Source organism: Pelolinea submarina (assembly GCF_003966975.1).
GTDB lineage: Bacteria > Chloroflexota > Anaerolineae > Anaerolineales > Anaerolineaceae > Pelolinea > Pelolinea submarina.
In genome coordinates, this window is record NZ_AP018437.1 from 2,270,896 (window position 1) to 2,291,850 (window position 20,955).

Genomic DNA, 20,955 nt, shown 5'->3' on the forward strand with positions numbered 1-20,955 from the left:
TCTATTTCCTTAATCTTAGCTAATTTTGTTCTCAATATAAAACATGAGATATATAATAAAGTTACTGGTAAAAATAATTTTTCTATTATATCTCACTGGCAAACATATATGTCTAAACAATACTTTGGCGCAATTGAATTGGGCGGAACGAAAACAAACGTGATGGTGGCTGACGCAGATAACCACCAACTAGCAAAGAAAGTATTTCCGACCCTCTCCCCTGACGAAACGATAGCGGACATTTGCAACTTCTTCAAATCCACAATTTCATCGGAGGGTATCAAACTGGAATCCATCGGCATCGGCAGTTTTGGTCCGGTAGATCTTCACCCCGAATCTAAAACCTTTGGATACATCACATCTACTCCCAAACCCGGCTGGCAATTTGTCAACATCAAGGGCAACATTGAGTCCGCTTTAAATATCCAAACGAGGATTGACACGGACGTCAACGCGGCTGCTTTAGGTGAGTATTCCTGCAAAAGCATGAATACCATCAAGAACATGGTTTACATCACCATCGGCACCGGCATTGGCGCGGGTATTATCATCAACGGCAACCTGGTACACGGTCTGGTTCATCCCGAATTCGGCCACATCCATCTGCCCCATGACAAACGCATCGATCCATTTCCCGGCATCTGTCCCTACCACCGCGATTGTTTTGAAGGACTGGCTTCCGGCCCCGCTCTGACCGAGCGCTGGCGCATGCCGGCGGATGAGATTCCTCAGGATCACGTTGCCTGGGATTTGGAAGGGGAATACATCGCTTATGCGGTTTCCGACCTGATTTGCACAGTCTCGCCTGAAAAGATTATCCTGGGCGGCGGTGTAATGCACCGGTATTACCTGTACGATATCATCCGTACCAAGACGGTCAGCATCATCAACCGCTACATCCGCTCAAAATATTTGGAGGAATCCATCGGTGATTACATCACCGCGCCCAGATTAAAAAGCGATTCCGGTTTGATTGGCGCGCTGTGTTTGGCAGTGCATGCCGATAAACCGGAATAACCTCACTATCTACTTTATTTTTTTTTATAAACGGAACAAATCCGTCAGTTGCGTTTTATTAAAACTGTTAATTGCAAAGTGCATCCGCATAACCCGTCTGTTGTGGCTCTCAAGTGCCTGGGTGTCGCCTAATGCCTGCGCGAAGATCAGGTTATTAAAACTGATGCCCTCTCCGGGAATATCCAACGTCTGGGCTTCATCCTGCGAGATTACGATGTATAGCCCGTTGTTCTCCCCGCCTTTATGCAGTTGGCCGGTAGAATGCAGGAAACGCGGGCCAAAACCCAGCGTGGTTGGCAGATGTGTCGCGCGGGTCAGGCTCTTGCGAAGCTCTTCCAATTTGATCTCATTATCTTCATTGCGTTCGATAAATGCATTCAACGCAATGTAATCTCCGCTCTTCCCCTGTAGAATAAAATCTTTTAAGTAAGCCTGCGCACTGACGTGTTTATGCGCGGATTCACCATACAGAGCCAGCGTTTCATCCTGCCACAGAGGCTCGGTAATTTCCAGATCGTCCCCTGCTTTCAATACTCCCAGCATTTGCTTGGCAATATCTTTGCTTTCCTGTACGTTGGGCTGGTTGAAGGCATTCACACCCATCAGAATGCAAGCAACAGATGTAGCTACTTCCCAACGGTAGAATTCCGCCGCCAAATCATACAGCTCCGGCATACGGCAGGTAAACACAGGTTGGTTTGAAGCGGTCAACTCGGATACGCGCTCGTCAAAATGACCATCTGCGCGCAAATAGACTATTAAACGATCCGTACTGTAGTCTTCCATAGACAGCAGGGGTTCTACATCCACCGGCAAGATGCCCTTACCTTCTTTCCCGCTGCTCTCAGCTACTAACTGCTCAATCCACGAACCCATCGATTCAACCGGTGCGTCCGCCAGTAAAGTCAGCTTGTCGCGGCCGCTGGCATATGCTGCGCCCAGTACAACGCCTAACTGCACGCCGGCATCATTTATGCTGATGGGCATGCTGGATAGGCTCAAGGACTGCTTCAACAGCTTTTCGCCGTCATATCCAGCTAATACAGCCGGTACCAGCCCGAAAGCGATGAGCGCAGAATAACGCCCGCCGACGTTCGGATCGGCTTCGAATGCCTTGCGGAATCCCTTTTCGACTGCCAATTTTTGCAATTGAGTATTCGGGTCGCTGATGGCAATGAAATGCTTGCCGGCACCTTTCGCATCCACCTGGCTGACTTGTTCCCAAAAATAAGCGAAAAGGGTTTTGACCTCAACGGTTGTACCGGATTTACTGCTTACAATGAACAATGTTTTGTCAATCGGAATTCGTTTTTGCAGGCTGAGGATCTGTTCCGGAGAAGTGGAATCCAATATGGATAACACCAGGTAATTTTTCTGCTCCTCACCGTGCGTGGTGATAAATTGACTGTAGACTTCCGGCGCAAGGGAAGAACCACCCATCCCTATTACGACTGCGTGGGTAAAACCTTCCGAAAGCACTTCCTTGAGCAACTTTTCGGCCTCTTTCACCGTCTGCCCGCCATTTTCAGCCGCGTCCAGCCAACCCAAGCGATGGGCTACTTCTTCCTGGTCGTCCTTATTCTCCGTCCAGAGTGTAACATCGCGTTGATTAAACCGTTCAACAAAGTTGATTTCTTTCAGTTTTTCCAGCTGTGATTGGATGGCCTTTGCCAGTAAATTGACTCCGGCCGGGTAAGTGCTTTCGGTTTGTGTTGTCATTTCTACTTGAAGAATTCCGTTTCAATAGCCTTGAATTTATTAATGCGGTTCTTGTAACGGTCCACATCCATCATTGACGCGCCCAGGAAAGCTTTGACGATTTCTTTCGCAAGCGTGGGGCCAACAATCTGGCCGCCCATGCACAGCATGTTCATGTTATCGTGTTCCACTCCTTGATGGGCGGAATAGATGTCACTGACCAAACCGGCATAAACACCCTTCATTTTATTGGCGGTGATATTCACACCGATACCCGAACCGCAAATCACTACCGCCCGGTCGGCTTCACCGGCGATCAATGCCCGGCCGGCCTTTTCGGCAAAATCGGGGTAATCGACACGGTCAGGTGTATTGGTACCCAAGTCGATAACTTCATGACCGGCTTCTTTGATCGCTTCCAGCACGGCTTCCTTGATTGGGAAACCGGCGTGATCGTTTGCAACCGCTATTTTCATTTTCTATTCTCCAAAAATCAATTAATCAAGTAATTTTTTCGCTGTTTCAACAACTTTTTCGACTGTAAAGCCGAATTCCTTGAAAAGCGTACCGGCAGGAGCGGATGCTCCGAAATGATCCAATCCAATGCAGGTACCTTCTGAACCAACCCATCTCTCCCATCCCAAAGTCACGCCGGCTTCCACCGACACACGCTTCTGGATAGCATTCGGCAATACCGATTTACGATAGTCCTCGGACTGTGCTTCGAAAAGATCCCAACTGGGGAAAGAAACCAGGCGAACAGCTTTGCCTTCTTCGGCCAACTTCTTGCCGGCTTCAATGATCAGGTTGACTTCCGAACCGCTGGCCATCAGGATAATTTCCGGTGTACCCTTACCCAAGTCTGCCAGGACATAAGCGCCCTTCTGCAAGCCTTCGGCTGCCGCGAATTCATTTGCGCGGTCGATGGTAGGCAGATTTTGGCGTGTCAGCACCAACGCGGTCGGCCCATGCGTGCGGCTGACGGCCGCTTTCCAGGCTTCGCGCACTTCGTTGGCGTCGCTGGGACGGATGACGGAAAGGTTGGGCATCGCGCGCAGGGACATGACGTGTTCCACCGGTTGGTGGGTCGGGCCGTCTTCGCCCAGGCCGATGCTGTCGTGGGTGTAAACCCAGATGGAATGCAAATGGGAAAGCGCGGAAACACGCAGCGCGCCGCGCATGTAATCGGAGAATACCAGGAAGGTAGCGCCATAAGGAATCAGGCCTTTATGGTAAGCCATACCGTTCACCACCGCGCCCATGCCGTGCTCGCGCACGCCATATTGCAAGTTGCGTCCGATCGGATTATCCGCTTGGAAAGAGCTGCTGCTGTTAATCCAGGTATTATTGGAGGGCGCCAGGTCGGCCGAACCGCCCATCAATTCCGGCAATTTTGCGGCGATCTCATTCAATACCGCGCTGCTGGATTTGCGGGTGGCCGCGCCTTTTGGATCTGCTTCATAGTGCTTCAGGTCTTTGTCCCAATTCTTGGGCAGTTCCTGTGCAAAACGACGAGTATATTCTTTGGCTAAATCAGAATATTTCTCAGCGTATTTCTTAAAGCTATCGTTCCAGGCTTTTTCAGCAGCCTGTCCTTTTTCTCTGACTTCCAGGAAGTGCGCTTTTACGTCATCGGAGACATAAAAGGCTTCCTGCGGCCAGCAGAAGTTATTCTTGGCATTCGCCAATTCTTCTTCTCCTGGCGGCTCGCCATGCGCTTTGGAAGTACCCTGTTTGGTCGGCAAGCCGAAGCCAATAATAGTCGGGCAGATGATCAGAGAAGGCCGTTCGTCCTTCTTGGCAGCCTGGATGGCCGCGTCGATCTCTTCCACGTCGTTGCCGTCTTTGATTCGCAATACCTGCCAGCCGTACGCTTCAAAGCGTTTGCCGCGGTCTTCGGTGAAGGCCACGTCCGTTGAACCTTCGATTGAAATATGGTTATCATCGTAAAGGTAGATCAATTTACCCAGCTTCAAGTGGCCGGCTAAAGAAGCGGCTTCTGAAGCTACGCCTTCCATCAGGTCGCCATCGGTCACAATGGCATAAACATAATGGTCAACAATTTTTTGGTCGTCCTGGTTAAATTCAGCGGCAAGGTGCGCTTCCGCGATCGCCATGCCGACACCGTTGGAAAAGCCCTGGCCCAATGGGCCTGTGGTGGCATCTACGCCGGGGGTCAATCCGTATTCCGGGTGACCCGGAGTCAGGCTGCCCCACTGGCGGAAGTTCTTCAGGTCCTCTATTGACACGGCATATCCGGTCAAATGCAGCAGGCTGTACAGCAGCATGGATCCATGCCCGCCGGATAAGATGAAACGGTCTCTGTCTGACCAATCCGGATTAGCGGGATTGATTTTTAAATGGCGGGTCCAAATGGTGTATGCCATGGCAGCGGTACCCATTGGCAGCCCCGGATGCCCGGAATTGGCTTTCTGAACCCCATCCGCTGAAAGAAATCTGATTGTATTAATAGCACGATTTTGCAGGTCTTGATCGGTCATGCCCATCCTCCAATTTTCGAAAATAAATCCAATTCTACCATGCAGGCTTTTTTTCGAAATCTGATTCGGCTATACAAATCAGCCAATCTTGGCATTCTTCAAACGCAAACTGTTGGTCACCACAAACACGGAGCTGAATGCCATCGCGCTGGCGGCCAACATCGGGTTCAGGTAACCCAGCGCGGCCGCAGGGATCAAAATTACATTATAGAAAAACGCCCAGAACAGGTTCTGTTTAATCTTCTGGACAGTTTTGCGCGATAACCTAATCGCTTTCACCGCACCATCCAAGTCGCTGCCCAGCAATGTAATGGGTGCGGAAGCCACGGCGACATCCGTACCGGTGCCGATCGCCAGGCCCACATCGGCCTGCGCCAGTGCCGGGGCGTCGTTTACACCGTCCCCTACCATGGCGACGATCTTGCCTTCATCCTGTAATTTCTTGATTGTGTCAGCCTTGTCCTGCGGCAGAACTTCTGCAATGAACTGATCCAAACCTGCTTGTTTCGCAATAACTTCCGCTGTCTTGGCATTGTCGCCCGTCAACATGATGGTTTTTAATCCAAGCGCGCGTAGATGTTCAATAGCTTTTTGTGAACTGGCTCTAATGCTGTCTGCTACACCAAACACGCCTAAAACCTTTCCATCCGAAACCGCCACAATGGCCGTTTGGGCTTCCGCTTCAATTTCAGTTAACACAGTTTGAATGGCTTCGCTGGAAATATCAAGTTCATCCAGCAACCGCCGGCTGCCAACCTGAACCTCATGATCATCGATGATTGCTTGAACTCCCACGCCGGCTTTGGCGCTGAATTTTTCAGGAATTACCAGCTGGATAGCGCGATTTCCGGCTTCCGCCACCAACGCTTCTCCCAAAGGGTGTTCGCTGGCGCTTTCCACACTGGCAGCCAGACGCAGCAGCTCGTTTTCGGTCAGGTCTTTCTGAACAGTAACAATGCGCCGTACTTCCGGTTGACCTTTGGTAATCGTGCCGGTTTTATCCAGCACAATCGTGTCCACCTTGCCGGCCCGTTCCAACGCATCCGCTGATTTGAACAGAATGCCCATCTCGGCGCCCTTGCCGGTGCCGACCATCACTGCCGTGGGTGTGGCTAGCCCCATGGCGCATGGGCAGGCGATCACCAGCACGGAAACCGCGTTGATCAGCGCGCGCGTAAAGATATTCACGTCTGCCGCCGTGGCAAAGCGGGGTACCAAGTAATACCAGACCAGGAAGGTGATTAAAGCCAGCGCCAGCACCACCGGCACGAAGACAGCCGAAACGCTGTCCGCCAATTTCTGGATGGGCGCCTTGCTGCCCTGGGCTTGTTCGACCAGTTTGACAATCTGCGCCAGCGCGGTCTCTTTGCCGACCTTGGTGGCTTCAAAGCGAATCATGCCCATTTTGTTGAGTGTTCCCCCAATCACGGTATCGCCGATGCTTTTTTCTACCGGCAGCGACTCTCCGGTCAACATGGATTCATCCACGCTGGTGCTGCCGTCCAGAATCACACCGTCCACCGCGATCTTTTCTCCCGGCCGTGTGATGACCACGTCGCCGGCTTTGACTTCTTCAACCTTGATTTCAACTTCCTGCCCATCGCGGATTACATGCGCGCTCTTGGCTTTCAGGTTGAGCAGTTTCTTGATCGCGTCCGAGGTATGCCCTTTGGCGCGTGCCTCCAGGAACTTGCCCAGGCGAATCAATGTGATAATGACCGCTGCAGTTTCAAAATAGACGTGCCCGCTTAGCCATCCCAGCATGATCGGGATGGAATACAGGTAGGCTACCGATGAGCCCATTGCCACCAGCACATCCATATTGGCGCTGCCGTTGCGCAGCGATTTGTAGGCGCCTTCATAATATTGCGCGCCGACGATGAACTGTACCGGGGTTGCCAGTGCAAATAACAGCCAGTTGAACCAGCTTTGGTGGCCGACAGCCGCCGGAACCAGTCCAAAGTCCCTGCCCATCGAGAGCAGGAATAAAGGTATCGTGAAGATCAGCCCCAATATCAACAAATTGCGTTGTTTGCGGATTTCTTTTTCTCGTGCCTCGGCTTCCGCGTCTTCGGCTTCGTCTCCCAGGATTACTGCCTCAAATCCGGCTTTCTTGATCAAATCGCGGATATTGGCCTGGTTGATCAGCGTAGGGATGTATTGAACCGTGGCTTTTTCGGTGGATAAATTGATGGAGACATCCAGAATACCTTCATAACTTTTCAAGGTTCCTTCCAGGCGCTGAGCATCCACGGAATCGGCGATACGCTTGATCACGAACTCCCCTTCCGCCTGCGCCACGTCATAACCGGCACGCCGGATGCGTGCGATTACGGTATCCAGGTTAGTCTTGCTTGCGTCATACCCGATGGTAGCTTTTTCAGAGGACAGGTTTACTACGGTGTCCTGAACCCCATCCACTTTTTTAACATTACGCTCAATGGTCGCAACGCAGTTGGCGCAGGTCATCCCCTTGATCGGTAATATCACTTGCTTGGTTTCTGACATGTTTCATCCTTGATGAGTCATTGGGTGGCTATTTAATCTTCCGGCGGGTAATTGATTTCCTTGAGTGTATCGGTGATGCTCTCTACTGTCGCCGGTTGGTCGAATTCGACCACAACTTTCTTCGAATCCAGGTCGCCTTTAACGGATTTCACGCCGTCCATGTCGGCTAATTCCATTTCAATTGTGTGGACGCAGTGTTTGCAGTGAATGCTGGGAACGTTAAATTCTTTGGTAGTCATGCTTTTTACTCCAATCTGTTTTATTATGATTATTATTATACTTTTATAACTTATTCTCGGTTAAAACCTTATTAATATTTCATCTATTTCCATTGACAGTCATGGTTAAATCAGTAAGATAAAATTAGATTATGGATAATTTACACGGCAAGAGGGTTATTATCACCGGAGCAGCCCGGCGCCTGGGACGCCAATTCGCGCTTACCTGCGCCAAGGCAGGCGCTTCGGTCGTTATCCACCATGGACATTCGGCGGAGGAAGCCCGGCAGCTGGCAGGCGAGATTAAAGAACTGGGCGGCTCGGCGGAAATCATCCAAGCTGATCTTTCTAATCCAAGCGAGGCAATCACAGCTTTTGAGCGCCAATTGGAAGCCGAATCCGGTTGGTATGCGCTAATTAACAACGCGGCCATTTTCGAACCGGTCAAATTCGCGGATACATCGCTGGCAGTCTGGAACCGTCACATGGACATCAACCTGACCATGCCTTTCCTGTTGAGCCAGTCTTTCGCGCGCAAATTAGGCAAACAGCCCGGCCGTATTATCAATATCGTCGACTGGCGTGCTCTGCGCCCCGGCAAGGATCACTTTGCTTATACCATTTCCAAATCCGCACTGGCAGCCATGACCCAATCCCTGGCTGTTATTTTAGCGCCCCACATTCAGGTGAACGCGCTGGCCCTGGGAGCGATCCTGCCGCCTTCCGACGGCGGCAACGAAGATAAGATTATTGAACCTGTGCCGGCCGGCCGTTGGGCCAAACTGGAAGAGCTGAACGAAGCCATGCTATTTTTATTAACCGGGCCGGAATACATTACCGGAGAAATCATCCATCTGGACGGCGGCCGCCACCTGGTATAAAGAAGAATAAAATCTGAGAGGAATATTAGGTTTAATGGATAAAATTTTTATTGAAGATCTGTTGATTCGGGGTGTTATCGGTGTTTCTGAGAGAGAACGCGCCAGTAAACAGGACATTGTCGTCAGTGTGGTTATGTACGCCAACATTCGTAAAGGCGCGGAAACGGACGACATCCAGTACTGCGTAAATTACCGCACGGTCGCAAAGGCCATTATCGCGCACGTGGAAAGTACTGCCCGCTACACCGTGGAAGCCCTGGCAAACGATATAGCCGCTATCTGTCTGGATATGCCTGGGGTTGAAAAAGTGGAAGTCAAAGTGGAGAAGCCCGGAGCAGTACGATTCTCCCGTTCCGTTGGCGTAGAGATCACCCGTGAAAAGCAGGATGGAAAATAACCGCGCCATTCTCTTATTAGGATCGAATATCCAGCGCGAAAAGAACATTCGCAGTGCTTTGGATTTCTTTCAGCAGAACACGCAGATATTGCGGCGTTCCGCTGTTTGGGAAACCGAAGCGGTCGGCAGCAGCGGGCCGAATTTTTTAAACGTTGCTTTGGAAATAGCCACTGATTTAGAGATTTCCGCCATCAAATCCGAACTGGTGCAGCCGATCGAAAACCGGCTCGGCCGGGTGCGCACGGCGGACAAGAACGCCCCTCGCACCATCGACGTCGACCTGATCATTTTCAACAACCGCGTGCTGGATGAAGGCTTATGGACCAAAGCGTTTATGGCATTGCCAATTGCCGAATTGCTGCCCGCGCTGCCCCACCCGCGAACTGCGCTGCCTCTTTCCGAAGTGGCTTCCCAATTAAAAAGCTCAGCTTTCGCTGAGCCTTTTGAATTCGTCTAATTCTTCAATTTAGAATTCCAGCGGTTTAGCGCCGCGGGAAATGTTATCCAGGAATTCCATGCGGGTAGCTTCGTTGTTGCGGAAAGCGCCCAGCATGGACGAGGTGGTCATACGGGAGTCGTGTTTGCGCACCCCGCGGATCATGCCGCATAAATGCACCGCTTCCACTACCACCGCCACTCCGCGCGGCTCCAGCAAGGTATTCAGAAAATCCGCTATTTGACGGGTCATCCTTTCCTGAATTTGCAGGCGCCTTGAAAACATATCCACAATACGCGGTATCTTGGACAGACCGATCACCTGCCCTTTGGGCATGTAAGCCACATGCGCGCGCCCGATGAAGGGCAGCATGTGATGCTCGCACAAGCTGTAAAACTCGATATCCCGCACAATGACCATATCATCGTAATTAGCCGTGAAGGTCGCGTTGTTGACCAGTTTTATCGGATCTGTGCGGTAACCTTCCAAAAGCTCGCCGTAAGCGCGCGCAACCCGTCCGGGTGTTGCCAGCAAACCTTCCCGTTCCGGATCCTCGCCGACTGCGCTTAATATTTCCTTGACTGATTTTTCAATAGCCTGAAAATCAATTTCCGAATCACAGAATAATTCAGCGGCTTCGTATACCGGTGAATCCTCACAATTTTCCAGTTTTTTATCGTTCATTTTTCTCCTAAATTCAACTTCCGCTAAATTCGATGATTTTTAAATGAAATGCTACCTTTTTTATATTATAGGATGATTAACATTAATTAAATGGGTTGTAAGAGAGGGACCGATTTGAGCCTGATTCAGACGGCCAATTTATCGTGGGTCAATTCCGCCAGATTTTCCGCGCCAACTGCGAACATGCACACCCGCAGCTGCCGTTCAAAAATGGCTATGCGCTCATCCAATGCACCTTCCGATTCGGAAACAGCCTGCAGGAAAGTCCGCGCCATGCCCACCAGGTCCGCGCCCAATGCCAGGCACTTGGCGCCTTCGACCCCATCGCGGATGCCTCCGGAAGCAATCAGCATTGTTTCAGGCAAAGCAGTATGCACTTCCTGCAGTGCTTGTGCCGTGGGAAGTCCCCAACCTTTGAATGCTGCGGCTGTCTGCCGGCCGATTTCAGTTGGGCTGCGGTGTTTTTCCACTTCCGACCATGAGGTTCCCCCCGCTCCGGCCACATCGATACCCCGTACGCCAACTTCCACCAGACGCTTGGCAATCTCCGCGCTGATGCCCCAACCCACTTCCTTCACTACCACCGGCACAGGTAACTGCTTGCAGACTTGTTCAATTTTTCCCAGCAGCCCTTTGAAGTCGGTATTGCCGTCGTCCATCAGGGCTTCCTGCAGCGCGTTCAGATGCAGAATTAAGACATCCGCTTCCAGCGTATCCACGGCTGCCCGGCAGTGTTCAATGCTATATGTGTAATTTAATTGAATTGCGCCCAAATTTGCGAATAGCAGAATATCCGGCGCAATTTCACGTACTTTAAAAGTGTCCATCAATTCCGGTTGTTCGATGCCAACCCGCTGCGAGCCCACTCCCATAGCCAAGTGATAGCGCTGCGCAGCCCCGGCCAGACTACGGTTAATCTGCCTGGCTTGCTCCGTCCCGCCGGTCATGGACGAGATCAGCAATGGAATCTCCAATTTACGTCCGAAGATTTCCGTTGTACAATCGACATCCTTGAAGTTGATATCCGGCAGCGCGTTATGCCGGAAATGGAAGGCTTCCAGTCCGTTTTTCAGGCTGGATTCCACATCATGATTCAGATTAATACTGATGTGGTCGGCTTTTCGCTTTTGAATGTTGGTATTGTCGGGCATTTTAAAAGTATACTCGGTAGAATTAGTTTTAATAATATAATAATCCAGAATATCCATGAGGAGGTCGTAGATGAGTGACGTACTTGAAGGCGTAAAAGAAGTTATTGTAGATGTTATGAAGATCGATCCGAAAGAAGTAACCGTGGAAACGCGTTTCATTGAAGATTTGAAAGCGGATTCAATGGATCAGTTTTTCCTGATTGACGGTCTCTGCGAAAAATTCGACCTGTCAATTTCCGATGAGGATGCGCGTCAGATCAAGAGCGTGAAGGATGCAGTAACCTATATCGAAAAAGTAAAATAATCAGCGTTACGACTTTAATAAAAGAGCCGGGATTTCTTCAATTGAAGATGCCAGCCGGATGCCTGCATTTTTGATCAACTCATTCTTGTAGGCGGCTGACCCTGCTCTTTTTTCAATTATGGCACCTGCATGCCCCATACGGCGGCCTTCAGGTGCCGATTTCCCCACAATATACGCATACACAGGCTTTGTGTTATGTTGGGAAATATACCGCACCGCGTTTTCTTCAAACCTGCCGCCAATTTCACCGATGATTAATATTTTCTCGGTTTCGGGATCCGCCTCAAACAGTTCCAGCAATTCCGGGTAGCCTGTCCCGAGGATTGGATCGCCGCCAATCCCGATGCAGGTTGAAATCCCCGCGCCTGCTTTGCTGAGTTCATTCACGATTTCATAAGTCAGCGTACCCGAACGGGAAATCACCCCGATGTTGCCTGGTTTGGCAACTTCTCCGGGAATGATGCCCAGTTTAATTTTACCGGGTGAGAGCAGCCCTGGTGAATTCGGCCCGATCAACTGTGTTTCGCTGGTCTGCATATAACGTTTGATGCGCATCATGTCCTGCATGGGAATGCCTTCGGTTACGCAAAACACGTAACGAAGCTGCGCTTCCACCGCTTCATAAATTGCATCAGCGGCATGGTCGGCCGGCACAAAAATAACGCTGGCTTCGGCACCCGTTGCTTCAATAGCCGTTTTTACCGAATCGAAAACCGGGATTTTCCCGTCCATCACCCAATCGCCGCCCTTGCCGGGCGTTACGCCTGCCACAATGCGTGTGCCATAGCTGATCATTTTTTGGGCGTGGAAATGGCCTTCTTTCCCGGTGATGCCCTGCACCAGTACCGATATATCGCTTCTTACCAGGATGCTCATTTCTTGCTCCCTGTGGAAAGCTGAACGCTGATGCGCGCTGCTTCACCGATATTTTCAACTACGATCAACCCGCTGTTCTTGAGCATTTCCAGCCCTTCAACGGCATTCGTACCCGCCAGGCGAATCACAACCGGCAGCTCAATGGTTGTATTATTGAAAACAGAAAGCAGCCCTTTGGCAACCTCATCGCAGCGAGTAATACCGCCGAAAATATTGATCAGGATGACTTTGACGCGCTCATCCTGCATCAGAATTTTTAATCCAGATGATACTTTTTCGGAGTTAGCCCCCCCGCCGATATCCAGGAAATTGGCGGGTTTGCCGCCCTGGTCGCTTAATAAATCCAGCGTTGCCATGGCCAACCCTGCTCCATTCACCATACAGCCGATATCACCATCCAACTTCACATAAGAGAGACCATATTTCTTAGCCTGGTATTCCATACGGTCTTCTTCTTCAAGATCAAAATATTCTGTTAATTCCGGATGGCGATAAATCGCGTTATCGTCGATGTTTACCTTGGCATCCAGCGCGATTAATTTATCTCCCTCGGAAATCACCAGTGGATTGATTTCAACCGAGTCTGCGTCGTTTTCCTCATACAGTTTCCACAAAGCCAGGACAATATCGGCAAAGTCATTCCATAGCTGTTTGGGTAATTCCACGGCCAATGCTGCGCTGCGAACCTGAAATTCGAGCAGCCCTGCCAGTGGATCGATCGGTAACGTGTATATTGCGGAGGAATTTTCACGGACGGCGTCTTCAATGTCCATTCCGCCGTATTTGGATGCCATCAACGCCGGCATGCCTGCATCCTTGTCCGTGATAATGGCAATAAAGTATTCCTGATCGATTTTTACAGCTTCCTCAACCAGAATTTTTTTTACCGGCATACCCTTGATAGTAAGGCCGAGAATATCGTTGGTGATTTGCTCCACCTGCTCGGCCGATTTCGCCAGCCGAATACCGCCTGCTTTGCCCCGGCCGCTGGTCAGTACCTGCGCCTTGATGACAACATCCGGTTTCAACTCTTCGTAAATATGGTCGGCGATTATGGCGTTGATTGCCACTCTGCCCTTGGGTATGGGAATCCCATAATGGGAGAAAATGCGTTTGGACTGGTATTCTTGTATTCGCATGAGTGTTTATTGTAACCAATGTGAATTATAACAGCCCGTACATAAAAAAAGCCCGATGAATGTCATCGGGCTTGTATACATCTGGTTATGATTATCCGCGCAGGAATTCTTCCAGCGATTCCTTGCTGATGCGGTAAGCGTTGCCGATCTTCTTGGCTTTCAGTGATTTATCGTTGATGGCTGCCAAAATGTCCTCTTCGGAGACCTGCAAAATCTTGGCCGCGTCGCCGGGGGTCATCACATCCGGCATACCGTTCATGGCTGCTCCGCCATTAGCTGCCCCGCTGTTGCCGCCGGAAACATTTTTCAGCGATTCCGAAATCACATTGCCCAGGCCCATACCAGCGCCAATTCCGGCTGTCAGACCGGCTCCGCCGCTGGGGTTCTGAGCAGCGTCGCGTAAGGCGTCGGCTGCCTGCAGTTGGGTGTAGGTTGCCATATCCAGCATACCCATCGAGCGCAATTCTTCTGCGGATTTGTCGGAAGGCTTCAGGTTGCCGATATAGAAGGATTTCAGCAGCAAACCGATGGCAGCAAAATCATCCTGTGCCTTGGCACGCACACCCGCGCCTAATTCTTCCGTCAAACCGATCAAGTCCAAAACGGATTTCGTTCCGGTGGTCTCTCCCAACAGGTCCTGCAGTTTGGAGAGCAGCATGATGCGCAGGCGGTTCTCGATTTCATCGGTGGTATAAGCGCCTTTGGCGCCCACCAACTGGGTGACAAACTGTTGCGCGTCTTTGATTTGGTAGCTGTAGGTACCGAAACCCTGCAGCAGCGCCACGCCCAAGCCCATGCCCGGATTGCGTACGATGATCGGTTGCGGGGTGCCCCATTTGCGATCCGCGAAATCCTTCACGGAGACGTAATAAACTTCGGCCGTAAAAGGCGTCCGATTGTTAAAAGCCTTCCCAACAAAATCAATCAGCAGGGGAATATTCGCGGTAGCGATTGTGTGCCGGCCGGGGCCAAATACATCCAACGCTTTGCCGTCCCTGAAAAAGACAGCTTTTTGCGATTCACGCACGATGACCTGTGAACCGATGCGCAGATCAGCGATCCCTTGCTCCGGGAAGCGGTGCACCAGCTCATCCTGCATCTCATTTGCGTATTCAACAACATCAAAAATCCTTGCCATTTTATTTCTCCTGATAATATTTTTGGGAATTACGCGGCTGTATCCGCGGACATATTGACGATAATTTGATCACGGCTGTTATAGGCGTCCACGCTTTCCTGCGCCACGCTCACCAGGTGGCGGATGGCAGCCGGCAGTCCGTCGGTGCCAAAAGAAGCTTCCACGTTATCAATTGCGTTGGAAACCTGGGTGCCCAACTCGAGCAGCTGCGCGTCATATTGGTAAATCTGGTCCAGTTCTTCCGTGTTCACTTTTACAGCGTCAAAGAAACCGGCATACCCATAGGAAGCCGTGCGAACCCGATCGATAAACTGGCGCAGTTTCAATGAAGCGGATTCCAAATCATCGATTTTATCCAGTTCACCATTCGAAATGACCTCGCGCTGCAGCGCGGAGATGCGGCCCCACAACCGTTCAAATTCATCCGCTACATTTTCGCGGACTAATTTGTCGGCCGCCCGGCGGTCCTCCCGCTCAACGTACCCTTTAAATCCGGGAATTTTCTCAAGAATATTCTTAAAGAAATCATGCTCGCCGGTCACTCGCTGCAAGATGTCGTTCATATTTATCCTCCAAATCCTCTTTTTCGTATATTAAGATTATAGCGAAAATCTTTTCAAACACAATCAATCTTGTCATAAATTGATTGTTCCTATGTAAGATTTACGTAAAAATATCGAAATAGTTGCATATCCTTTCGGGTTTGATATATACTGGAAAAAACGATGAAAGGAGTAATTTCAATGCAGCCTCCCCACCAATATAAAGCAGGTCAGGGATTCATTGAATATTTTCTAATTGTCGTGATTGTTATTTTATTCGTCATGATTGTCGCCAAGTTATTCGGCCCGGCGATTAATAATTTTATACAGGAATCACTGCAAAACGTATAACAAATATTTTCAGGCACTTCTCACGTTCCAAAAGAAAGGGTACGGGAAATGCTTTTAGCGAAATCAAGCATAAATACATCCATAGAAACAAGGGGATTATTATGGAGAGTGCTTGATTGGGTCTTCCCGCCTTTCTGCTGCGGCTGCGGTCAAATCGGAGAGGAGATTTGCCCCGCTTGTTGGGAATCCATAAGACTGCTATCCGGTCAACTTACCTGTGTTACCTGCGGAAAATTAATTGAGCGAGGATCGCTCTGCCCGAATTGTCAAACCGATCCTCCCACTTATGACCAATTAAAATCCTGGGCATTGTATGAAGGAGCCGTCCGCAGTATGGTTACCGGTATTAAATTCGAACGCAAACTTGGCCTGATTCCATACCTGGTTAAACCCATTACCAGTGCTATTTCAACCTGGGAGCCGAAGGTTGATTGGATAACCGCAGTCCCCCTCGGCCGCCGGCGGCAGCACGAGCGCGGCTACAACCAATCCGCGTTGATTGCTGAAAAAGTTGCGGCAAAGCTGAAAATCCCCTATTCCAATGAGCTGCTCATCCGCGTCCGCGAAACACACTCCCAGGTCGGCCTGAATGCCGATGAACGTAGGCAGAACATGGTGAACGCATTCACTGCTGACCCCGCCTTTTGCCGGGGGAAAGCTGTTCTACTGATTGATGACATCGCCACAACCGGCGCCACTCTAAACGCTTGCGCCAAAGCCCTGCATGCAGCAGAGGCTGAAAAGATTTTTTGTTTCACCGTTGCTCGTACCGATCACCACCCTATCTCAAATCCAATTTTTACGGAGGTAAGTAATGAACGACAAAGTTGATATTTTTGTAAAGAATATGGACCTTACCGATAATCTTAAGGAGTATATAGATAAAAAGATCCCCCGTCTGGAACGCTACCTCGATCAAATTGATGAAACCCGCATCGACCTGGCTTATGTGAAAACCACCCGCGAAGCGGATTGCCGCTTTGTAGCGCAAATCACCCTGCGCGGGCGCGGCTTCATATTACGGGCGGAGGAACGCGCCATTGAGATCAAACCGGCCATCGACATGGTCATCGATAAAATTGAACGGCAGATTGAGCGCTATAAAGGAAAAAAATACAGCAACCGCCCAACTTCATCCATGGCAGAGGATATTATGATGGAGGAAGAAGAGGTGGAAGATGTTCAGCCTTTGATAGCTCGCCGGAAAACCTTTACCCTGGCGCCTATGGATGAAATGGAAGCTATCGAGCAGATGAACCTGCTGGGACACGAGGATTTCTTTATCTTCTATAATGCCCAAACCAGTTCCATCAATGTACTCTACAAACGTCGTGATGGTACTTACGGCATTATCCAGCCCAAATTAGGCTAGGTATTTAAAGCGCACATCGATGGGCTCAGTGTACTGAGCACCTGCCCGGAACCTTGCACGGGCTGTTGAATTGTGCTTCAAAAAGCTTAACATTCGTTTGGTTAATAAATGCAGGCGGAGGAAGACCCTCCGCCTTTTCCTTGCCTGTTATCGTGCGTCTATACTATAATACATCCGTTAATTTACATTAGAGGAAAACTTATATGATTGATGTTAATGAATTAAGAAAAGGTGTTACTTTCGAACTGGATAACCAGCTCTTCAAAGTGCTTGACTACCATCACAACAAGCCCGGACGCGGCTCGGCAACCATCCGCATCAAAGCGCGCAACCTGCGCACCGGCGCCACCATCGAAAAAACTTTCGGTTCGGGCGAGCGCGTACAGGATGTCCGCTTGGATTTCCACAACGTGCAGTTCCTGTACGCCGATGGCGATCTCTTCTACTTTATGGACATGCAAACCTTTGAACAGCCGGCCATCCAGCGCAGTGTCATCGGCGACCCGGCCATCTTCCTGAAAGAAGGCGTAGAAGTCAAACTGACTTTATACGAAAACGAGCCTTTGGATGTTGAACTGCCCATGAATGTGGATCTGTTGGTCGTAAAAGCCGAAAATGCCGTGCGCGGCGACACTGCCACAGGTGTAACCAAGAAGGTAGTGGTTGAAACCGGCGCTGAGGTCAGCACGCCCAATTTCGTCGAAGAAGGCGATGTCATCCGGGTGAATACCGAAACAGGGGACTACGTTACCCGCGTTCAAGAGTAAAATCAAAAACCCGCTTCCATAGCGGGTTTTTACATATATGAACTGTTGCTGAGTTTTTCAAGGCAACAGTTTTATTTTTCTGATTTCAACTTCTATTTATCACTTCAATTAGGTATTCTGCGCGACAAATTCCAGGATGTCTTCTCCAAAGCGCTTTTCGCTGGAAATCTCATGCCCTTTACCCGGATAAACGATCGATGTGGCATTTTGAATAATACTAGCCATTTCTTGCGCAGATCCTGTCTCAAAATAAAGGTCATTTTCTCCGTTAAGCATCAAAACGGGTGTCTTGATGCGGCTTAGCAAATCCACCGGTGTTGGAATCGCTTCGGCCTTTACCTCAATGATCACATCCCGGCTGTAAGTCTGGCTCTTCTTGCCAAGAAAAGAAGGAGCTACGGCCCACATCAAAGCCGACATTATCCCGCGCATGATCCCTGCCGGATAAAGTGCTCTGGTGATCGCAACGCCCGCTTCCCGGTCTTTTCCCTGGCTGGCCAATTCCGCATAGGTCTGGTCAATTTTGAGCCCATTTTCATTAATCTTATGAGTCGCCATAGCAATAACTAAATTGTCGCAAAGGTCAGCGTGATCTGCGGCAAAGTATTGGGCGATAACACCCCCATAGGAAATTCCAACGACCAGGTCAACATGACCATTGAATTCCTGTTTGATCAATTCGGCATAATCATCCGACATCATGCGCAAGGTATAGCCGTCAGCTAAACCAGATTTGCGGGAAACAGCGAAAATTGTGTATTCTTTTAGCAAAGGGGTCAACCCTGACACCATGATTGAAAAGCCAAGGCCGCGCGGAATGCCGTTTCCCGGGCCGCCTATGAAGAATAGCATTACTTTCTTCCCGGTACCTTGTTTTGCGTATGGAATTGTGTTTTTAAAAATACCGTATTGTATGGTTGCCATAAATTTCACCCCGAATAATTATTTTTATCGTTGTAATTATACGATCAATAAGATTTCAACCTTTGAGCATTTCAACAGCCCATATTAGAAATATCTATAAAAAGATATTGCAAGTCGTCAAGTTCGATTGATTGGTATAATTCTGAGGCACATATAGAATTTTTTTGGAGGAATACGTGAAACCAAGTGGACAAACGAATTTTGTCTATTTTCTAATTCTCATCGCTTTGGTTGCGATGATTTTTATGAATATTAACCAGGATAGCAGCCAGACGGTCATTTCTATCAACGAATTGGCATCCCAGATCACCAGCGGGAATGTTTCCAAGATTGTCGAAGATGAAAATAGCCTGGTTGTAACCCTGAAAGACGGCTCAGAAAATATTGCCATCAAGGAATCCGGAGCGACGCTGGTTGAACAACTGCTCAATTACGGTGTCACCGCGGATGCCCTGAACCATTCCAATATTTCCATCGAGGTCAAGCAGCCCAGCGAATGGGGCGCGATAATTTCCTTCCTGGGATATATTTTGCCCTTCATTTTGGTGGGAGCGGCTTTCTTCTTTATCTTCCGCCAGGCACAGGGCAGCAACAACGCCGCCATTTCCTTTGGGAAATCACGCGCACGCATGTTCTCCGGTGATCAGCCCAAAGTTACTTTTTCTGATGTAGCCGGTGTGGACGAAGCCAAGGAAGAATTACAGGAAGTGGTTGAATTCCTGCGTGAACCGCAGAAGTTCATCTCTCTCGGCGCGCGCATCCCCAAAGGTGTCTTGCTGGTTGGCCCTCCCGGAGGCGGTAAAACCTTGCTGGCCAAGGCCGTGTCCGGTGAAGCCGGTGTGCCTTTCTTCTCGATTTCCGGTTCGGAATTCGTGGAAATGTTTGTGGGCGTCGGTGCCAGCCGCGTGCGCGACCTGTTCGATCAGGCTAAGAAGCACTCCCCCTGCATCATCTTCATCGATGAAATTGATGCCGTCGGCCGCCATCGTGGCGCCGGTTTGGGCGGCTCGCACGACGAACGCGAACAAACCCTCAACCAGATGCTGGTCGAGATGGACGGTTTTGACACCGATACCAACGTGATTATCATGGCCGCTACCAACCGCCCTGACATCCTCGACCCCGCTTTACTGCGCCCCGGCCGTTTCGACCGCCGCGTGGTGCTGGATCGCCCGGATATGCGCGGCCGCCAGGCCATTCTGAATGTTCACATCAAAGGCAAACCGCTGGCTCCGGAAGTTGACCTGACGGTTTTAGCGAAATCCACACCCGGTTTTGTCGGCGCGGATTTGGAAAACCTGGTGAACGAAGCCGCAATTTTAGCTGCCCGCCGCAATAAAAAGCAGATAGGTCAGTCTGAATTCGAAGAAGCCATTGAACGCGTCATTGCCGGCCCGGAACGCAAGAGCCGTCTGATCAACGAAGATGAGAAACGCATCATCGCCTATCACGAAGCCGGGCACGCCATTGTCATCGCTGCCCTGCCGGAAGCCGATATGGTACAGAAAATCTCCATCATTTCGCGCGGTATGGCCGCCGGTTACACCATTTCACTGCCGGAAGACGACCGCACGTTGATGTCCAAAAACAAAATGATGGCTGAAATGATCGGCCTGCTGGGCGGTCGTGCCTCTGAGGAAATTGTCTTCAATGACATCACCTCCGGTGCTTCCAATGACATTGAAAATGTCACCAAGCTGGCGCGCAAGATGGTTACCCGTCTGGGTATGAGCCCGGAACTCGGCCCCATGGTTTATGGCCAAAAAGACGAACTGGTCTTCCTCGGACGCGAAATCAGCGAACAGCGCGATTATTCTGAAGCTGTGGCTGAGACAATCGACAGTGAAGTTCAGAAATTAGTCACCAGTGCCTATAAGAGCGCCAAGGAAATCCTCACCAAGTACCGCAGCAAATTGGATGAGGTTGCCAACCGTCTGTTGGAAGTAGAAACCCTTTCAAAAGATGAGTTCGACAAGATCTTCCCCGCGCCCATCAAGAAAAATCAGGGCATTCCGAAGATGGCCAACTAAGAAACTTAAAAAGACCCGCTC

21 protein-coding genes are annotated in these 20,955 nt (G+C 50.0%); 9 read left to right on the plus strand and 12 right to left on the minus strand.

Translation table 11 applies throughout. From position 1 onward, the window contains the following. The first annotated feature begins 108 nt into the window (after positions 1 to 108). Positions 109 to 1,017, plus strand: a complete 909-nt coding sequence (locus Pelsub_RS10050) for an ROK family protein (protein WP_116223871.1) — start codon at positions 109 to 111, stop codon at positions 1,015 to 1,017. Between the two features lie 24 nt (positions 1,018 to 1,041). Here Pelsub_RS10050 and Pelsub_RS10055 read toward each other — a convergent pair whose 3' ends face one another. The 5 genes from Pelsub_RS10055 to Pelsub_RS10075 form a co-directional block, all read right to left on the minus strand. Further along, positions 1,042 to 2,736 carry a hypothetical protein gene (locus tag Pelsub_RS10055; protein ID WP_116223870.1) on the minus strand — a complete coding sequence of 565 codons (1,695 nt, stop codon included), beginning with the start codon at positions 2,734 to 2,736 and terminating at the stop codon, positions 1,042 to 1,044. Positions 2,737 to 2,738: 2 nt separating this feature from the next. Then, complete coding sequence (locus Pelsub_RS10060; protein ID WP_116223869.1) at positions 2,739 to 3,191, minus strand: RpiB/LacA/LacB family sugar-phosphate isomerase; 453 nt, start codon at positions 3,189 to 3,191, stop codon at positions 2,739 to 2,741. Between the two features lie 21 nt (positions 3,192 to 3,212). Continuing rightward, on the minus strand, positions 3,213 to 5,216 hold the full coding sequence (gene tkt, locus Pelsub_RS10065) for a transketolase (RefSeq protein WP_116223868.1): 2,004 nt from the start codon (positions 5,214 to 5,216) through the stop codon (positions 3,213 to 3,215). A gap of 78 nt (positions 5,217 to 5,294) precedes the next feature. Next, positions 5,295 to 7,724 (minus strand): heavy metal translocating P-type ATPase, encoded by a 2,430-nt coding sequence (locus tag Pelsub_RS10070; protein ID WP_116223867.1) that lies wholly within the window; start codon positions 7,722 to 7,724, stop codon positions 5,295 to 5,297. 32 nt (positions 7,725 to 7,756) lie between these two features. Continuing rightward, positions 7,757 to 7,963 (minus strand): heavy-metal-associated domain-containing protein, encoded by a 207-nt coding sequence (locus Pelsub_RS10075; RefSeq protein ID WP_116223866.1) that lies wholly within the window; start codon positions 7,961 to 7,963, stop codon positions 7,757 to 7,759. A 131-nt stretch (positions 7,964 to 8,094) separates the two neighbouring features. Between Pelsub_RS10075 and Pelsub_RS10080 the strand changes: the two genes are divergently transcribed. The 3 genes from Pelsub_RS10080 to folK are packed head-to-tail and all read left to right on the plus strand — an operon-like array spanning position 8,095 to position 9,677. After that, positions 8,095 to 8,823, plus strand: coding sequence for an SDR family NAD(P)-dependent oxidoreductase (locus tag Pelsub_RS10080; protein ID WP_116223865.1), 729 nt, complete (start codon positions 8,095 to 8,097; stop codon positions 8,821 to 8,823). 34 nt (positions 8,824 to 8,857) lie between these two features. After that, a complete protein-coding gene (folB, locus tag Pelsub_RS10085) occupies positions 8,858 to 9,220 on the plus strand; it encodes a dihydroneopterin aldolase (RefSeq protein WP_116223864.1) in 363 nt (120 codons plus the stop codon). Continuing rightward, a complete protein-coding gene (gene folK / locus Pelsub_RS10090) occupies positions 9,210 to 9,677 on the plus strand; it encodes a 2-amino-4-hydroxy-6-hydroxymethyldihydropteridine diphosphokinase (RefSeq protein ID WP_116223863.1) in 468 nt (155 codons plus the stop codon). The genes folB and folK overlap by 11 nt, the downstream gene beginning before the upstream one ends. A 9-nt stretch (positions 9,678 to 9,686) precedes the next feature. Here the strand turns inward: folK and folE are convergent, their stop codons facing one another. Both folE and fni read right to left on the minus strand, forming a co-directional pair. Continuing rightward, positions 9,687 to 10,340 (minus strand): GTP cyclohydrolase I FolE, encoded by a 654-nt coding sequence (folE, locus tag Pelsub_RS10095; RefSeq protein WP_116223862.1) that lies wholly within the window; start codon positions 10,338 to 10,340, stop codon positions 9,687 to 9,689. 125 nt (positions 10,341 to 10,465) lie between these two features. Next, positions 10,466 to 11,491 (minus strand): type 2 isopentenyl-diphosphate Delta-isomerase, encoded by a 1,026-nt coding sequence (fni, locus tag Pelsub_RS10100; protein ID WP_116224991.1) that lies wholly within the window; start codon positions 11,489 to 11,491, stop codon positions 10,466 to 10,468. A 70-nt stretch (positions 11,492 to 11,561) separates the two neighbouring features. Here fni and acpP point away from each other — a divergent pair, with 70 nt between their 5' ends. Continuing rightward, positions 11,562 to 11,795 carry an acyl carrier protein gene (gene acpP / locus Pelsub_RS10105; protein ID WP_116223861.1) on the plus strand — a complete coding sequence of 78 codons (234 nt, stop codon included), beginning with the start codon at positions 11,562 to 11,564 and terminating at the stop codon, positions 11,793 to 11,795. A gap of 6 nt (positions 11,796 to 11,801) precedes the next feature. Here acpP and sucD read toward each other — a convergent pair whose 3' ends face one another. From sucD to Pelsub_RS10125, 4 genes are all read right to left on the minus strand, one after another. After that, positions 11,802 to 12,671 carry a succinate--CoA ligase subunit alpha gene (gene sucD / locus Pelsub_RS10110; RefSeq protein WP_116223860.1) on the minus strand — a complete coding sequence of 290 codons (870 nt, stop codon included), beginning with the start codon at positions 12,669 to 12,671 and terminating at the stop codon, positions 11,802 to 11,804. Continuing rightward, the gene (sucC, locus tag Pelsub_RS10115) at positions 12,668 to 13,810 is read right to left on the minus strand and encodes an ADP-forming succinate--CoA ligase subunit beta (protein WP_116223859.1); all 1,143 of its coding nucleotides are present in this window, start codon (positions 13,808 to 13,810) and stop codon (positions 12,668 to 12,670) included. Before sucC ends, sucD begins: the two co-directional genes overlap by 4 nt. A 91-nt stretch (positions 13,811 to 13,901) precedes the next feature. Next, positions 13,902 to 14,948, minus strand: coding sequence for an SPFH domain-containing protein (locus tag Pelsub_RS10120; RefSeq protein WP_116223858.1), 1,047 nt, complete (start codon positions 14,946 to 14,948; stop codon positions 13,902 to 13,904). Between the two features lie 29 nt (positions 14,949 to 14,977). After that, positions 14,978 to 15,511 carry a hypothetical protein gene (locus Pelsub_RS10125; protein ID WP_116223857.1) on the minus strand — a complete coding sequence of 178 codons (534 nt, stop codon included), beginning with the start codon at positions 15,509 to 15,511 and terminating at the stop codon, positions 14,978 to 14,980. Between the two features lie 438 nt (positions 15,512 to 15,949). On the opposite strand from Pelsub_RS10125, the gene Pelsub_RS10130 reads away from it, so the two are divergent. The 3 genes from Pelsub_RS10130 (at position 15,950) to efp (ending at position 17,980) form a co-directional block, all read left to right on the plus strand. Then, complete coding sequence (locus Pelsub_RS10130; RefSeq protein WP_158675070.1) at positions 15,950 to 16,672, plus strand: ComF family protein; 723 nt, start codon at positions 15,950 to 15,952, stop codon at positions 16,670 to 16,672. Beyond that, complete coding sequence (hpf, locus tag Pelsub_RS10135) at positions 16,656 to 17,213, plus strand: ribosome hibernation-promoting factor, HPF/YfiA family (protein ID WP_116223855.1); 558 nt, start codon at positions 16,656 to 16,658, stop codon at positions 17,211 to 17,213. Before Pelsub_RS10130 ends, hpf begins: the two co-directional genes overlap by 17 nt. Positions 17,214 to 17,416: 203 nt before the next feature. Next, positions 17,417 to 17,980, plus strand: a complete 564-nt coding sequence (efp, locus tag Pelsub_RS10140) for an elongation factor P (RefSeq protein WP_116223854.1) — start codon at positions 17,417 to 17,419, stop codon at positions 17,978 to 17,980. Positions 17,981 to 18,088: 108 nt separating this feature from the next. Here the strand turns inward: efp and Pelsub_RS10145 are convergent, their stop codons facing one another. Next, positions 18,089 to 18,904, minus strand: coding sequence for an alpha/beta fold hydrolase (locus tag Pelsub_RS10145; protein ID WP_116223853.1), 816 nt, complete (start codon positions 18,902 to 18,904; stop codon positions 18,089 to 18,091). A gap of 176 nt (positions 18,905 to 19,080) precedes the next feature. Here Pelsub_RS10145 and ftsH point away from each other — a divergent pair, with 176 nt between their 5' ends. Next, on the plus strand, positions 19,081 to 20,934 hold the full coding sequence (ftsH, locus tag Pelsub_RS10150) for an ATP-dependent zinc metalloprotease FtsH (RefSeq protein ID WP_267896264.1): 1,854 nt from the start codon (positions 19,081 to 19,083) through the stop codon (positions 20,932 to 20,934). Positions 20,935 to 20,955: the final 21 nt, after the last annotated feature.

What these genes read in the sequence shown, in the direction of transcription:
- tkt (WP_116223868.1), bottom strand. Translation starts at nt 5,216, where the DNA reads ATGACCGATCAAGACCTGCAAAATCGTGCTATTAATACAATCAGATTT.
- fni (WP_116224991.1), bottom strand. Translation starts at nt 11,491, where the DNA reads ATGCCCGACAATACCAACATTCAAAAGCGAAAAGCCGACCACATCAGT.
- Pelsub_RS10120 (WP_116223858.1), bottom strand. Translation starts at nt 14,948, where the DNA reads ATGGCAAGGATTTTTGATGTTGTTGAATACGCAAATGAGATGCAGGAT.
- Pelsub_RS10070 (WP_116223867.1), bottom strand. Translation starts at nt 7,724, where the DNA reads ATGTCAGAAACCAAGCAAGTGATATTACCGATCAAGGGGATGACCTGC.
- Pelsub_RS10125 (WP_116223857.1), bottom strand. Translation starts at nt 15,511, where the DNA reads ATGAACGACATCTTGCAGCGAGTGACCGGCGAGCATGATTTCTTTAAG.
- hpf (WP_116223855.1), top strand. Translation starts at nt 16,656, where the DNA reads ATGAACGACAAAGTTGATATTTTTGTAAAGAATATGGACCTTACCGAT.
- Pelsub_RS10050 (WP_116223871.1), top strand. Translation starts at nt 109, where the DNA reads ATGTCTAAACAATACTTTGGCGCAATTGAATTGGGCGGAACGAAAACA.
- Pelsub_RS10060 (WP_116223869.1), bottom strand. Translation starts at nt 3,191, where the DNA reads ATGAAAATAGCGGTTGCAAACGATCACGCCGGTTTCCCAATCAAGGAA.
- sucD (WP_116223860.1), bottom strand. Translation starts at nt 12,671, where the DNA reads ATGAGCATCCTGGTAAGAAGCGATATATCGGTACTGGTGCAGGGCATC.
- sucC (WP_116223859.1), bottom strand. Translation starts at nt 13,810, where the DNA reads ATGCGAATACAAGAATACCAGTCCAAACGCATTTTCTCCCATTATGGG.
- efp (WP_116223854.1), top strand. Translation starts at nt 17,417, where the DNA reads ATGATTGATGTTAATGAATTAAGAAAAGGTGTTACTTTCGAACTGGAT.
- Pelsub_RS10055 (WP_116223870.1), bottom strand. Translation starts at nt 2,736, where the DNA reads ATGACAACACAAACCGAAAGCACTTACCCGGCCGGAGTCAATTTACTG.
- Pelsub_RS10080 (WP_116223865.1), top strand. Translation starts at nt 8,095, where the DNA reads ATGGATAATTTACACGGCAAGAGGGTTATTATCACCGGAGCAGCCCGG.
- folK (WP_116223863.1), top strand. Translation starts at nt 9,210, where the DNA reads ATGGAAAATAACCGCGCCATTCTCTTATTAGGATCGAATATCCAGCGC.
- acpP (WP_116223861.1), top strand. Translation starts at nt 11,562, where the DNA reads ATGAGTGACGTACTTGAAGGCGTAAAAGAAGTTATTGTAGATGTTATG.
- folE (WP_116223862.1), bottom strand. Translation starts at nt 10,340, where the DNA reads ATGAACGATAAAAAACTGGAAAATTGTGAGGATTCACCGGTATACGAA.
- Pelsub_RS10145 (WP_116223853.1), bottom strand. Translation starts at nt 18,904, where the DNA reads ATGGCAACCATACAATACGGTATTTTTAAAAACACAATTCCATACGCA.
- folB (WP_116223864.1), top strand. Translation starts at nt 8,858, where the DNA reads ATGGATAAAATTTTTATTGAAGATCTGTTGATTCGGGGTGTTATCGGT.
- Pelsub_RS10075 (WP_116223866.1), bottom strand. Translation starts at nt 7,963, where the DNA reads ATGACTACCAAAGAATTTAACGTTCCCAGCATTCACTGCAAACACTGC.